Here is a 13,550-nt window from a genome sequence, read left to right as displayed (position 1 = left end):
ACTCCATTTAATCGTTATTCGTCGTTATCGTCGTCTTTGCTGGACAAGCGGTGCGCCACAGTCTCTGGCTGAACCGCAGACAGGATGACATGATCGCTGTCCGTAATGATGACGGCACGGGTACGGCGACCGTAGGTGGCATCAATCAGCATATGCCTGTCTCTGGCCTCCTGGATGATACGTTTGATCGGCGCCGATTCCGGGCTGACAATGGAAATGATACGGTTTGCCGACACGATATTTCCAAAGCCGATGTTGATAAGTTTAATGGCCATGTTCCGTTTGTTCCCCCCAATAAGTTACATCTTCGCTTGTGGATCAAGGCTACGGTTACTCTAAGTTCGCCGCCTGTTCCCGAATTTTCTCCAGCTCCGCTTTCATTTCCAGCGCACAGCCAGCCAATGTCAAGTGATTACATTTGGAACCGATAGTATTCGTCTCCCGATTCATCTCCTGAATGAGAAAATCCAATTTACGCCCTACCGGTTCGTTCCCTCTCAACAGGCTTCTGCATTGTTCGAAATGACTGTGGAGCCGGGTCAGCTCTTCATCAATATTGCAGCGGTCAGCAAAAATGGCGATTTCCATTCCAAACTTATGTTCATCAAAAGGGAAGGATCCGTCATTCAGTTCGCCAAGCCGCTGGCGCAGCTTGTCCCGATATTCACTTACAACCGTTGGAGCTAGTCCCACCATATCAGCATGAAGCTGCTCCAGATGGCTCAGCCGCTGTTCAAGATCTGCACCCAGATAGCCTCCCTCACGAACACGCATCTCCATAAGGGACTGCAGACTATGATCCAGGCCTTGCTCAAGCATTTCAGACAGAGCTTCGGGGGATACCGAGTCAAGACCCGCAGTTTCCTCCCTGCTTTCCATTACGCCAGGCAATGAGAGCAGGTCGCGCAGACCGAGTTCGCCAACAATCCCGAAAGATTCTTTCAGCGTATCCGCGGCTTGAAGATAGGACTGCACAGCGGCCTGGTTCAATACCAGGCCGGCAGTAGCTTCCTCATCGCGCTCCCTGTTAATAACTACATCCACCCGTCCCCGTTTGATGTGCTGCTGCACCTTACGCTTCAGTACATCCTCATAGACCATCCAATCCCGGGGCATCCGCAGTACAACTTCGCAGTACCGGTGATTCACCGATTTGACTTCGAACGTAATCTTGTAACCGCCGAATTGCAGGGACGACTGACCGTATCCGGTCATGCTAAATGACAACGGAATCACATCCATTACACTATTGTAATTGATTATACTTAACGAAACAAGGGGGACAATTTGCGCCCGGACTTCTGCCATACATACTCCAGCAGCTGTACGCTCATATCGTAGAACATGAAAGGTGTCATCAGGTAAATTCCGTTAAAATGCTCTGTAGCCGCATCCAGCAGCTCCTTGGCAATCGCCACGCCTTCGGCCCGTCCTGCTTCCCCTTCCAGCCCACTCATCCGGTTGCGAACCTCTTCGGATAGCTGAATGCCCGGTACCTCGTTGTGCAAATATTCAGCATTGCGGCCGCTCGCAAGAGGCATAATGCCGAGGAATACAGGTACGCTGAGATGCGCTGTCGCTTTGGCGATATTGGCAATAAGTTCTGGATCATAGACCGGCTGGGTCATAATATAATCTGCACCAGAGGCGATTTTTTTCTCCAGACGCTGTACCGCTTTGTCCAAATGCTTGACGTTGGGGTTAAATGCAGCCCCGATCACGAAATTGGCTTTCTGCTTCAGCGGCTTACCCGAGAATGCAATACCATCATTCAATTGCTTGATCATTCTTATGATTTCAAATGAGGTCAGGTCATACACCGAGCTTGAACCGGGCAGATCACCGAAGCGGGCCGGGTCACCGGTTACAGCCAGAACGTGGTTGACACCCAGTGCATCGAAGCCCATCAGATGGGATTGTGTTCCGATCAGATTGCGGTCCCGGCAGGCAATATGCACCAGCGGGCGCAACCCTGTACGTGCCTGTACGAGATGGCCGAGCGCCATATTGCTCATACGGGTAACAGCCAGCGAGTTATCCGCGAGTGTCAGCGCATCAGCACCGGCGCGGCGCAGCGCTTCCGCGCCTTTCATGAACTTGTTAATATCCAGATCTCGCGGCGGATCAAGCTCCACTATGACAGTATGGCGTTCCTTAACGAGGTCAACCAGCGTCGGCTCTCCTCCATCGCGTCCAGTCTCGTCACTCAAATGCTCTGTAATTGTAATACGCTCAACAGGCTTCACTGTCGGCTCCGGCAGCGCCTCCGGCTCGTAGCCCGCCAGCGCCTTGGAGATTTCCGCAATATGCTGCGGAGTTGTTCCACAGCAGCCCCCGATAATTCGGCTGCCCATCTCTGCAAAAGTCATCGCCATCTGGCCAAAATACTCAGGCGACGCCCCATATTTGTACTGTCCATCCACATAATCCGCTATACCTGCATTCGGGTATATGGAGACCGGCAGCGTCAGACTTCCCTGAAGTGTGCCCAGAGCGCGCTTGATCCCCATCGGGCCAGTACGACAGTTGAAGCCAATAATATCGGCACCGTCTTGCTCCAGAATCCGGAACGCCTCCGGCAGTGTCAGCCCGTCCAGTGTACGGGCTGTATCATCCATAGCGAACTGGCAGATCACCGGCACCGAGCTGTGTTTGCGGATAGTCTTGAGCGCCAAATGCATTTCCTCGACATCGTAGAACGTCTCCAGCATAATGCCGTCTACATCCTCTTCCAACAATGCGGTAATCTGCTGTGTGAAATATTTCTTAAGCTCCGAAGAGGACAGATTGGCCCGCTTCCCGGCACGGATTGAGCCAACGGCCCCAACAACATAGCCAGCCTCTCCAGCGGCACGCCGGGCAATCCTCACACCTGTCCGGTTAATTTCTTCGACCTTGGATTCCAAGCCAAATTTAGACAGCTTATCATAGTTAGCTGAGTAGGTATTGCTCTCCAGCAGCACCGCTCCCGCCTGAATATAGCTACGATGTACTTCTTCAATAACCTCCGGTGAGGTCAAGTTCAATTCTTCATAAGAGATCCCTACAGGGAAGCCTTTCTGATATAAAAATGTACCCATCGCACCGTCACCGACAAGCACTTTATTTCCCCATGCGGAACGTAAATCCGGCTTCACCGCAAGCCCTCCCCTAACATTAGTTTCATACTAATGTAGCATAAATCGGGATGAATGATAAGCTTTCTCGCAGAAAGCAATGTCTGGCCCGCCACTGGAGATGCATGTCCCTTCCATAAATTCCTCATACTATGTTGAAGCAAAAGTAAGGGAGATGTACCTAATGAAGAACAAAACAAGAAAACTTCTGCTTCAGAAATATGCACTCCTGCTGCTCCTGTGTGGGCTGAATCTGCTATATATATATTTTGGAGACTGGATGTTCGGCTATGGCCTGGATAATATCCCATATATCCTGAACTATTTGCTGTACACGGCCTCCGAGAAATTAATAGCTGTCATTATGCTGCTGTGTCTAGTAGTTCCGGATATCAAGCAGTGGATCACCGGACGTCAGCCTGAACGGGGCGGCGAACGGTGACCCTTTATGAAGGAAAGCAGAATTAGAATCGCGGGAAACAACAGCATAAAGAAGGGATATACCGTATACAACAGCTTCCCGCCCTCTTGCAGATGCTCAGTAAAGCTGCGGGCGTCTAACATGGAGATGAACAGAACAATCAGGGAGACAGGATAAACCATTTTCCGGTAAGGTACCTTGAACAGCTCCGAGATTCCCACCAATGCTGCCGCGAAGAACACCGCCATTTTGAAAAACACACCGATAATAAGCACCATCACAACCAGGATATCGACCCGTTGGATAAAATCCGAAATGGAGATCTTGCTGATGGTAGGCATCAGCGGGAGCGGGGAACGATTCGCGATATCGGCGCCAAGCACCGAAATATTCAAAGCCATCGTAAAACTGAGCAGCAGGCCGGATAAAAACATCGTTGCACCGATGACCCTGGGGCCTTTTTTACTGTTGCTCAAGTACGGCATTAGCATGGTGAAGCTGATCATTTCCCCGAAAGGAAACATGAAATTCTGATGCAGAACCGAAGACAGGACAGGCTGAATCCCGTTATCCAGCACCGGCAGCAGGTGGTTGCTATTGATTGACCCGGACAGGAACAGAAAAATCGTACAGAAGAGCCCGATAAACAGCACGATCACCCCGAATATTAACGATGTCCGCGCCAGCACTTCCACACCCTTGTGCAGCACATAGGCACAGGACAGGATCATGAGCACTGAAATAATAAATAACGGTGTCCGGTGCATTGTCGCCATGACGAGCATTGTACTTCCATCTCGCAAGTCACGCCCCGCCAGATTCATGAACAGAATGATGTACAGCACGGAGACCACCGCGCCGATGTATTTTCCTAGCAGCTTTCGGGTGTAGCCCGTCAAGGGCAGCTTGGGGTATCGCCTGTAGAGAAAAGCATACCCCGCAAAAACAAACAGGCCGATGCAATCCCCAATCAGTATGGAGAGCCAGGCATCTTTTCCCGATTCCATACCTAGATTCACTACCAGTGCCGTCCCAAGCTCGAACAGCAGGGTCAATGTGAATATCTCAAATAACCCGATCTTAATGCTACCTTTATTCATAATCTCCCCCCTTAATCTGGACTAATCGGCCTGAAAAGAGCTGCTGCGCATATCTGTATGCCTGATTACTGAATCAATCTCATACTTGACACGGCATGTTTTGAATATCTGGTCCCAATGATTCTCGACCCGCTTCCACCCTTTCTTGTTGTCTCTCTCCACGGCTTCTCCAAAGCCCAGAAAATCGCTATTCATGCTGCGGGCCGCTGTCAGCGCCGCCGTCAGTTGCTTCTCGGTTTCTTGTTCCACCAGCTTGGAGAGATCCTTTAACACTTGGGGATTCGCAAGATCCAGATCATTTGGAGATTCCTTAAGGCTTGCCTGCTGGGTGACTTTTATATGGATCAGGGGATCTTCGGGATTGTCAGCCTCTGCCGCAATCTTGACCTGTGAGAGATAGACGTTAAACGCCATGTAGTTTCCCTTCCCGCTTTTGAGCAGCAGCGGCATCTGTGTGATTTTGTTCTTGATCAACGCTGTACCGACAGCTTCACTGCCTTCCAGCCAGCCCACTAGTTTGTCCCCTTTAAAAGCGGCTATGTCCGTCACCTTCAGTGTTGCTTTTGGCGCAATGCTTTTTAGATTGTCATTGGTATCAGACTTCTTCTCATCCCCGGAGAGCAGCACGCCATTGATCAGTGGGCCTCCACCCGGAATCTGAAGCCCCCGGACCACATCATCCACTTCCATCTTGAAGTTGTAGCCAAATTGCTTTGAGGTGGTCTCCAGCTTCTCCACCAGATCATTGGCTGGAATCTTGCCGAACACCGTCATGGTGGTCATACTATCCTTTGCCGCCTGTCCTTTGGAGATGAACATATAACTCGTCAGGCGCGTCTCACTCTCCCTTTCCAATGCATCCATAACGTCTTTGATGCCTTCTCTCCCGAATTTCTCGGAGATGACCAGCACCCGGACATGGCCTAATGACAGAAATCGAGCCGTCTGACGAGAAGCATCAGCAAGTGCTTCGAACATAGAGCGGCCCCTGCCGGTATAGACTGCAACGGGCGAGGTGCCTCGGGCGTTTTTGCCCGAAATCTCATCCGCAACGATAACCTGGAAGGAAAGCTCGTATTTCTCCTCCAATGATGGCCCCCGGTCAATTGCTACCCCGGTGACTACAGCTCTCCGGTTCAGCTCCACACTGTCCCAGCAGCCGGTCAGTCCGAGTAGAATGGAGCAACACAGCATTGCCGCTGCTACCCGCAGGAATACCCTATTCATGCTGTTCCCGCCCTTCCTTGGGACCAGCTGTTCCGGCATGTTGCTCCAGGAACTTGGGCGAGAGATTCTCCTCATGTCCGCTGGTGATTTTCTTGCCCAGTGGTACGGAGACCGCCGTTGGGTGCTGTTTGCTAGCTCCCTTCGCCCACAGCGGTAGTCTTACAATGGTATCTTTGCGGGATTTCGATGAAGGCGGAACGATGGGCGCCAGATAGGGAATGCCGAAAGAACGCAGACTGTTCATATGTGCAACCAGGACAATCATGCCCAGTGTGATTCCGAAGAAACCAAACATCCCTGCCAGAAGCAGAAAGAAGAAGCGAATTAGCCTACCCGCAATCGACATATTATAGGCGGGAATAGCGAAGCTTGCGATCCCGGTCAAGGCGACCACGATCACCATTACCGGTGTAATAATCCCGGCTTCCACCACGGCTTGGCCGAGAATCAAGGCTCCGACAACGGACACTGTCTGCCCTACTGCTCGAGGCATACGCACTCCTGCTTCCCGCAGAATTTCAATGGCTCCTTCCATCAACAGTGCCTCCACAAAAGCTGGAAAGGGAACGTTCTCACGCTGTGCCAAGAGACTAATCAGCAGAGTGGTTGGAATCATCTCATAGTGATAGGTAGTGAGGGCGATGTATACAGCTGGTCCAAGCATCAGCACGATAAAACTGATATACCGGATAATTCGCATCAACAGGGAAATATCAAACCGCTGGGCATAATCGTCTGAGGATTGAAAAAACTGGGTGAAGACTGCTGGAAGCACGAGGATAAAGGGCGTACCGTCCACGATCAGCACCACACGTCCCTCCAACAAATTCGCAACCGCGGAATCGGGGCGCTCCGTATTGTAGACGGTCGGAAATGGCGTAAAGGTCTTGTCCTGAATAAGCTCTTCGATATACCCTGATTCCAGCACTCCATCGATTCTGATCCGGTTCAAACGTAATTTGATCTCATCCAGCAGATCATTGTCCACTGTGTCCTGAATGTACATCAGAGCCACAAGAGTTTGGGTAACACTGCCGATCTTCATATACTCCAGCCTGAGCTTAGGCGATTTGATTCTCCGCCGGATGAGAGATACATTAGTAGCCACTGACTCTACAAAACTGTCTTTGGGGCCTCGAACCACAAGCTGGGAGCTGGGCTCACCGACTGCGCGCCATTCTCCACCTGTTGTCTCGCAGGTAATCACCACAGAATAGCCATCAAGCAGGATCAGTGTCTCTCCCGAGAGAAGAGCAAGCAGGACTTCGTTCCACGCCTCCAGTCTGGTTGCCTGTCCGATCTCCAAGGCCCGTTTGAGTATAAAATCCGGCAGATTACCGCAACCCTCTTCACCTTGCCTGAAAGTATCTACCGAGACCTCCAGCAGAGACCCGACTACAAACTGGTTGACACTGTCTGTATTCGCCAGTTCACTAAAATGAACAGCAGCCGCTTTGACTGGCGACGCTCCGGCGAGAAGGACATGGCGGATTTTCAGATCCGGGCTGTCGCCTAGCTCACTTTTCATATTTTCCAGTGTCTCATCTAGTACAGCGCTAAGCCCGGATGTGCCACTGACACTACCATTTTGTGTAGCTGAAGACGATTCTCTCTTGCCCTCACTGCTACGCCAGAACCTGCCGTTTCTGTTCACTCTTCTCCCTCCTTTCTCACACTGGAGCTTATTATTCGCGGCAGACTCTTCCATTATTCGCCTGATCTTGGCCTTAGCATAATAAAAAAGCCGTCACAATACGTGACGGCTTGGCTTACAACATAACTCATATTGACGATTAGCAGTTCCCTTACACTTCAACAGTACCTGTGTAGGCAACTTCAGCGGGACCTGTCATATAGACATGGTTATCTTCTTCATTCCATTCGATAAAGAGATCCCCGCCCTTGAGGCTGATCCAGGCTGCTCTGTCGGTCAGGCCATTCAGCACGGACGATACAAGGGTTGCACAGGCTCCAGTTCCACAAGCCAGCGTAGGTCCGGCACCGCGTTCCCAGACACGCATATCTACCCGGCCCCGATCGAGAACAGTTGCGAACTCTACATTAACTTTGCGCGGAAACAGGGGGTGCACTTCAAGCTTTGGCCCCCAGGTCGCCAGGTCAAAGGACACCGCATCTTCCACATAGATTACACAGTGCGGATTGCCCATGGACACCGCGGTGAATTTGAATGCCGCCCCTTCCGTTTCAATCGGCTGGTTCAGTACAGGCTCCGCATCGATTGCAACCGGAACTTGGAGGCCGGACAGCACTGGCTCGCCCATATCCACAGTTACAGTCTCGACTACGCCATCCTTCACGTTCAGCGTAACTTTCTGCTCTCCGGCGCCAATAGTCTCAATAACGATTTCCTCCGAGCTCACGAGACCGTGGTCATATACATATTTGGATACGCAGCGGATTGCGTTGCCGCACTGCTCCGCTTCCGATCCATCTGAGTTCATAATACGCATCATATAATCCCCGCGCTGGGATGGCAGAATGAACACCAGTCCGTCAGCCCCGATCCCGAAAAACCGATTGCAGAGCGTTACTGCCAGTTCAGAAGCATTGGCAGGCAGCTCCTGCTCTCCATAGACGATAATAAAGTCATTGCCGAGTCCGTGCATTTTAGTAAATTCCATATTCAGGTCACTCCTTGAGAGATAGGCTTGTCATATTGGGCCATATAAACTTGCGCTGATGTTCAGCACACTAGCATACTGGCTTTGGCTGCAACAAGCATACCGTAAGGAATGAGCTTATGCTATTGACTTTATGCCGAAATTTTTGTACTTTTTATCATCGGCCGACCGCCTCTGTTCATACTGTGACGGTTGCGTCTGCCGCCCCACACGCTGCCCGCTCCCATGAGGAAGGTAGGGATGCCGGAGGCTACCAGCACCAGGCACCATTCGCGGAAATTCAGCGGCACCGTCTTGAAGACCGGTTGCAGAACTGGCAAGTACATCACAGCCAGCATTAGAACAACGGAAGACAATACAGCCAGCACAAGGTACTTGTTCTGGAACGGATTGCGATGGAACACCGAGCGGGAGCTACGGCAGTCGAACACGTGAATGAGTTGGGCCATAACCAATGTGGCAAAAGCAACCGACTGTGCCCGAATCAGTTGATCCGGATTCTGCGGCGCGATGCGCAGTGTCAGCCAGAAGGCCCCTAGCGTGCACAGGCCGATCAGTAAGCCACGGCTGATAATCTTCCAGCCGAGGCGGCGGGCAAAGATATTCTCTTTGGCACCGCGTGGCTTGTGCTCCATGAGGTCCTTCTCCGGCTGATCAACACCCAGTGCCATAGCCGGCAAGCCGTCTGTGACGAGATTGACCCACAGGATTTGAATCGGCACGAGCGGAAGTGGCAGTCCCAGCATCATGGCGAAGAACATTGTCAGAATCTCCCCGACATTGGAAGCCAGCAGATAGCGAATGAACTTGCGGATGTTCTCATAGATGTTTCGGCCTTCTTCAATAGCTGCCACAATCGTGGAGAAGTTATCATCGCCGAGAATTAGCGATGAAGCCTCCTTGGTCACATCCGTTCCGGTAATCCCCATTGAAATCCCAATATCCGCCGCCTTGATGGCCGGGGCATCGTTGACTCCGTCACCAGTCATGGCTACGACATGTCCACGACGCTGAAGTGATTTGACGATCCGCAGCTTATGTTCCGGGGATACACGGGCGTATACATACACGTTGTCTGACACCTTATCCAACTCGTCGTCATCCATTCGGCTAAGCTGGTTACCGGTTAGTACCGTGCCGCCCCGCTGCAGAATACCAAGCTGATGAGCAATAGCTTCCGCCGTTGTCCCGTGATCTCCGGTGATCATAACCGTCTTGATTCCTGCCCGGCGGGTAATACTGATCGCGTCCCGAACCTCACGGCGCGGCGGATCAATCATACCTGCAAGGCCGATGAAGATCAGCTGAGACTCCGCATCCTTATCCTCACCTACGCCTTCATTCTTCCGCAGATCACGATACGCCATGGCCAGCACTCGCAGCGCGCCTGAGGCCATGGCCTCATTAGCATCCATCACTTTCTGGCGCAATGTCGGTGTGAGAGGTACCACTGCGCCCTCCCAGAGCAAGTAAGAGCAGCGGCTAAGCAGAATATCGGGTGCCCCTTTGGTGCAGACCATTCGACCGCCGGGATGTTCTACAACAACGGACATCAGTTTGCGCTCCGAATCGAATGGAAACTCCTTCTCGCGGGTATATGTCCCCGCCAGAGACTGCGGGGTCAACCCCATTTTCGAGGATAGTGTAACCAACGCCCCTTCTGTCGGATCGCCCTTCAACTCCCATACGGCCTGGCCCTGCTGTTCCTTGCCTCCATCACTGTCCTTACCTTTTTTGCGCTTACCCTGGTCCTCGGGGAAGGTTTCTACGATTTCCGCGTTATTGCACAGTGCGCCTACCTGAAGCAGTCGCCGCAGACTCTGATCGTTCTTCAGCTCCACAGCACGGCCCTTCAGCAAAATCTGACCGGTAGGTGAATATCCCTCTCCCGTGACCTCCAGACTGCGACCCCCGGTCCAAACCTGGGTCACGGTCATCTTGTTCTGGGTCAGCGTGCCGGTCTTATCGGAACAGATTACCGAGGCGCAGCCCAATGTCTCCACCGAAGGCAGCTTACGCACAATAGCTTTGCGCTTGATCATGCGCTGAACGCCTAGCGCCAGTGCAATCGTGACGATAGCCGGCAAGCCTTCAGGAATGGCCGCAACCGCAAGACTGACGCCGGCCAGAAACATCGCTGTGGCGGGCTGTCCGTGCATAATACCGGCCAGCACCACCACGACGGTTAGGCCAAGCGCAACATAGATCAGAATCTTGCCAAGCTGCTCCAGCCGATGCTGGAGCGGCGTTTCCTGCGCGTCCGTGTTCTGGATCAGATCCGCGATCTTGCCCATCTCGGTATCCATCCCGGTCCGGACTACGATGGCCTTGCCCGTCCCACGCGTGACCATGGTTCCCATGAAGCCGATATTCTTCTGGTCACCCAGCGGAATCTCTTCAGCATGGATCGGCTCCGAATGCTTGGACACCGGCAGGGATTCCCCGGTAAGTGCAGACTCCTCTGCATAGAGCGCGCTGCATTCCAGCCAGCGGACATCTGCCGGAATCCGGTCCCCGCTCTCCAGCAGCAGAATATCACCAGGCAACAGCATTTTGGCGGGAATGGTCTGACTTTTACCGTCGCGAATGACCTTCGCTGTGGGCGCTGACAGTTGCTTCAGCGCCCGCAAGGAGCGTTCAGCCCTGAACTCCTGCACGAAGCCAAGCACCCCGTTAAGTAGAATAATCGCAATAATAGTGATTGCATCCAGATACTCGCCAAGCAGACCCGAGATTAACGTTGCTCCCATCAGGACAAGTACCATAAAGTCCTTAAATTGATTCAGCAGCAATGTTAGCGGAGAGATAGCCTTGCCTTCGGTCAGCTCATTGTAGCCGCTCTCCTTGCGCCTTTCCGTGGCCTCCTCCTCTCGGAGTCCGGTCTGCGGATGAACACCGAAGATTTTCTGCAGTTCCTCTGCACCGAGCCGGTGCCAACTGTTTTGTTCCATGTCTTTTCTTTCCCCTCCCGGTCGTTTCTTGACTTCCGGCGGCGCACAGCTTTTCCACCTGTTCATGACCAAGTTTATTCGGGGTCGTCCCAAAATATCACCCTGCAGACTTCTCCTTTTGCACGAAGACCGCGAAGTATGGCATCATAGAGGGATAACAATTTCAATTTTATGGCGACAGGAGATCTATATCATGGCATTGGACGGAATCGTTACCCGGGCTATTGTGCAGGAATTGCAAGCCTTTACAGGGTCACGCATAGGCAAAATATATCAACCTAACACACATGACCTCATCTTTATTCTGAGAGGACAGGGAGGCGGAGGGAAGCTACTGCTGTCTGCGAACCCGACCTATCCCCGTCTGCATCTCACGGAAAGAAACAGCATCAATCCACCTGAAGCACCGATGTTCTGCATGCTAATGCGCAAACATTGTGAGGGCGGAACAATAGAAAGTATCACCCAGGTGGGCATGGAGCGGATTATTCATATTCACATTAAGCAAAGAGATGAGCTTGGCGATGTTTCCGCCAAAAAAATCATCATCGAGCTGATGGGCAGACATAGCAACATCATTCTTACGGACATGAACGGCACAATTGTGGATGGTATTCATCATGTGACGCCTTCGATCAGCAGCTATCGAATCGTTATGCCGGGCTTCTCCTATACTGAGCCACCCCAGCAGCACAAGCTGAATCCTCTGGAGCTGGGACGTCAGGAATTCCTGGAGCTGGTTGCTTCTGCTGAGAGAGACGCCGCTCTGCAAGTCACTGCCACTGACGAAACCGAGTCTGATGAGCTCTCGCTAGCACCGCAAAAAGACGGTTCGGGCGGACCGGCACCTTCTGCTGACCCTGTGGGGTGGATCGTGCATGCCTTTAGTGGTCTTAGCCCACTTGTCGCCGGCGAGATTGTGCATCGCTATCGTCAAGCCACTGATACAGTGGCAGCTGGTACAACAGAGGCAGAGACCTTATGGAACGCCTTTAACTCGGTCATGGAACCGGTACGGAATTTGTCGTTCTCTCCAGTTTCGGGTGCTAATGCAAGAGGCAAGCTGATCTTCTCTGCGATTCCTCTCACTCTCCCGGATGAGCAGGCGAAACACTATGAATCCATCAGCCAGTGCATGGAGGATTATTACGGAGACAAAGCCGAACGGGATACCGTCAAGCAGCGGGTCAGCGACCTAATCCGCTTCCTGACCAACGAACGGACGAAGAATATCAAGAAGCTGGCAAAGCTGCAGGAGGATCTGGAGGAAGCCCAGGAAGCGGATCGCTACCGGATTTGGGGCGAGCTGCTGTTCGCTTCATTGCATGCGGTATCCAAGGGTGACAAGCAGGCAGTGCTGGTCAACTACTATGATGAGGATCAGGCAGAGATTACGATTCCGCTTGACCCGCTCCTGAACCCTTCAGACAATGCACAACGCTTCTTCAAGAAGTACAACAAGTACAAGAACAGCTTGCTAGTCATTGATGAACAATTGATCAAAACGCATGAAGAGATCACCTATATGGAGAGCCTGCTGCAGCAACTCGATCACGCCTCGCTGAATGATATCGAAGAGATCCGCGACGAGCTGGTAGGACAGGGATATTTGCGGGATCGAAGCAAGAAAGGCAAGAAGAAGAAAAAAGCGACCCGCCCTACCCTTCAGGTATTCACTTCTTCAGAGGGCATCGACATCTATGTCGGCAAAAATAATCTGCAGAACGAGTACCTAACGAACCGTCTGGCCTCACCGAACGATACCTGGCTACATACCAAAGACATACCGGGTTCACACGTCGTTATCCGCAGCGAGAGCTTCGGGGATGCCACGCTGGAAGAGGCTGCGCAATTGGCTGCCTACTTTAGCCAGGCCAAGCAATCGAGCAGTGTTCCGGTGGATTGCACCCTGATCCGCCATGTGCGTAAGCCGAGCGGTTCCAAGCCGGGATATGTCATCTATGATCATCAGAAGACCCTGTTTGTGACACCGGTGGAATACATGATCAAGGGCCTGCCGAATACATTGAGAAGCTAATTGAAATAGACAGCACATGTCAAAAAAATAGAGCCTCCAGCCATCATCTGACAAT

General features: G+C 52.1%; 10 protein-coding genes. 2 read left to right on the top strand and 8 right to left on the bottom strand.

Going from position 1 to position 13,550, the window contains the following annotated elements; all coding sequences use genetic code 11:
- Positions 1-14: 14 nt before the first annotated feature.
- The 3 genes from remA to AC3Y23_RS18875 are packed head-to-tail and all read right to left on the bottom strand — an operon-like array spanning position 15 to position 3,137.
- A complete protein-coding gene (gene remA / locus AC3Y23_RS18885) occupies positions 15-275 on the bottom strand; it encodes an extracellular matrix/biofilm regulator RemA (RefSeq protein WP_006209218.1) in 261 nt (86 codons plus the stop codon).
- A 55-nt stretch (positions 276-330) separates the two neighbouring features.
- Positions 331-1,227, bottom strand: a complete 897-nt coding sequence (locus tag AC3Y23_RS18880; RefSeq protein ID WP_379201896.1) for a YicC/YloC family endoribonuclease — start codon at positions 1,225-1,227, stop codon at positions 331-333.
- A gap of 38 nt (positions 1,228-1,265) precedes the next feature.
- Positions 1,266-3,137: a bifunctional homocysteine S-methyltransferase/methylenetetrahydrofolate reductase gene (locus tag AC3Y23_RS18875; RefSeq protein ID WP_379201755.1), complete on the bottom strand. Its 1,872-nt coding sequence runs from the start codon at positions 3,135-3,137 to the stop codon at positions 1,266-1,268.
- A gap of 163 nt (positions 3,138-3,300) precedes the next feature.
- Here AC3Y23_RS18875 and AC3Y23_RS18870 point away from each other — a divergent pair, with 163 nt between their 5' ends.
- Complete coding sequence (locus tag AC3Y23_RS18870) at positions 3,301-3,558, top strand: hypothetical protein (RefSeq protein ID WP_379201753.1); 258 nt, start codon at positions 3,301-3,303, stop codon at positions 3,556-3,558.
- Here the strand turns inward: AC3Y23_RS18870 and AC3Y23_RS18865 are convergent.
- From AC3Y23_RS18865 to AC3Y23_RS18845, 5 genes are all read right to left on the bottom strand, one after another.
- Positions 3,531-4,637: a GerAB/ArcD/ProY family transporter gene (locus AC3Y23_RS18865; RefSeq protein WP_379201751.1), complete on the bottom strand. Its 1,107-nt coding sequence runs from the start codon at positions 4,635-4,637 to the stop codon at positions 3,531-3,533. The two genes, AC3Y23_RS18870 and AC3Y23_RS18865, sit on opposite strands and share 28 nt — an antisense overlap.
- A gap of 21 nt (positions 4,638-4,658) precedes the next feature.
- The gene (locus tag AC3Y23_RS18860) at positions 4,659-5,864 is read right to left on the bottom strand and encodes a Ger(x)C family spore germination protein (RefSeq protein ID WP_379201749.1); all 1,206 of its coding nucleotides are present in this window, start codon (positions 5,862-5,864) and stop codon (positions 4,659-4,661) included.
- Positions 5,857-7,518: a spore germination protein gene (locus AC3Y23_RS18855; RefSeq protein WP_379201747.1), complete on the bottom strand. Its 1,662-nt coding sequence runs from the start codon at positions 7,516-7,518 to the stop codon at positions 5,857-5,859. Before AC3Y23_RS18855 ends, AC3Y23_RS18860 begins: the two co-directional genes overlap by 8 nt.
- Before the next feature lie 151 nt (positions 7,519-7,669).
- Positions 7,670-8,506 (bottom strand): diaminopimelate epimerase, encoded by an 837-nt coding sequence (gene dapF / locus AC3Y23_RS18850; protein ID WP_379201745.1) that lies wholly within the window; start codon positions 8,504-8,506, stop codon positions 7,670-7,672.
- Between the two features lie 131 nt (positions 8,507-8,637).
- Positions 8,638-11,457: a calcium-translocating P-type ATPase, SERCA-type gene (locus tag AC3Y23_RS18845; RefSeq protein ID WP_379201894.1), complete on the bottom strand. Its 2,820-nt coding sequence runs from the start codon at positions 11,455-11,457 to the stop codon at positions 8,638-8,640.
- Between the two features lie 193 nt (positions 11,458-11,650).
- Here AC3Y23_RS18845 and AC3Y23_RS18840 point away from each other — a divergent pair, with 193 nt between their 5' ends.
- Positions 11,651-13,495: an Rqc2 family fibronectin-binding protein gene (locus AC3Y23_RS18840; protein WP_379201743.1), complete on the top strand. Its 1,845-nt coding sequence runs from the start codon at positions 11,651-11,653 to the stop codon at positions 13,493-13,495.
- Positions 13,496-13,550: the final 55 nt, after the last annotated feature.

This window comes from Paenibacillus sp. MAHUQ-45, assembly GCF_058133325.1.
This window is presented reverse-complemented; position numbering and strand designations above follow the sequence as displayed.

Coding starts and splice junctions, on each gene's coding strand:
- AC3Y23_RS18845 (WP_379201894.1), bottom strand. CDS start 11,457: ATGGAACAAAACAGTTGGCACCGGCTCGGTGCAGAGGAACTGCAGAAA.
- AC3Y23_RS18860 (WP_379201749.1), bottom strand. CDS start 5,864: ATGAATAGGGTATTCCTGCGGGTAGCAGCGGCAATGCTGTGTTGCTCC.
- AC3Y23_RS18865 (WP_379201751.1), bottom strand. CDS start 4,637: ATGAATAAAGGTAGCATTAAGATCGGGTTATTTGAGATATTCACATTG.
- AC3Y23_RS18840 (WP_379201743.1), top strand. CDS start 11,651: ATGGCATTGGACGGAATCGTTACCCGGGCTATTGTGCAGGAATTGCAA.
- AC3Y23_RS18870 (WP_379201753.1), top strand. CDS start 3,301: ATGAAGAACAAAACAAGAAAACTTCTGCTTCAGAAATATGCACTCCTG.
- remA (WP_006209218.1), bottom strand. CDS start 275: ATGGCCATTAAACTTATCAACATCGGCTTTGGAAATATCGTGTCGGCA.
- dapF (WP_379201745.1), bottom strand. CDS start 8,506: ATGGAATTTACTAAAATGCACGGACTCGGCAATGACTTTATTATCGTC.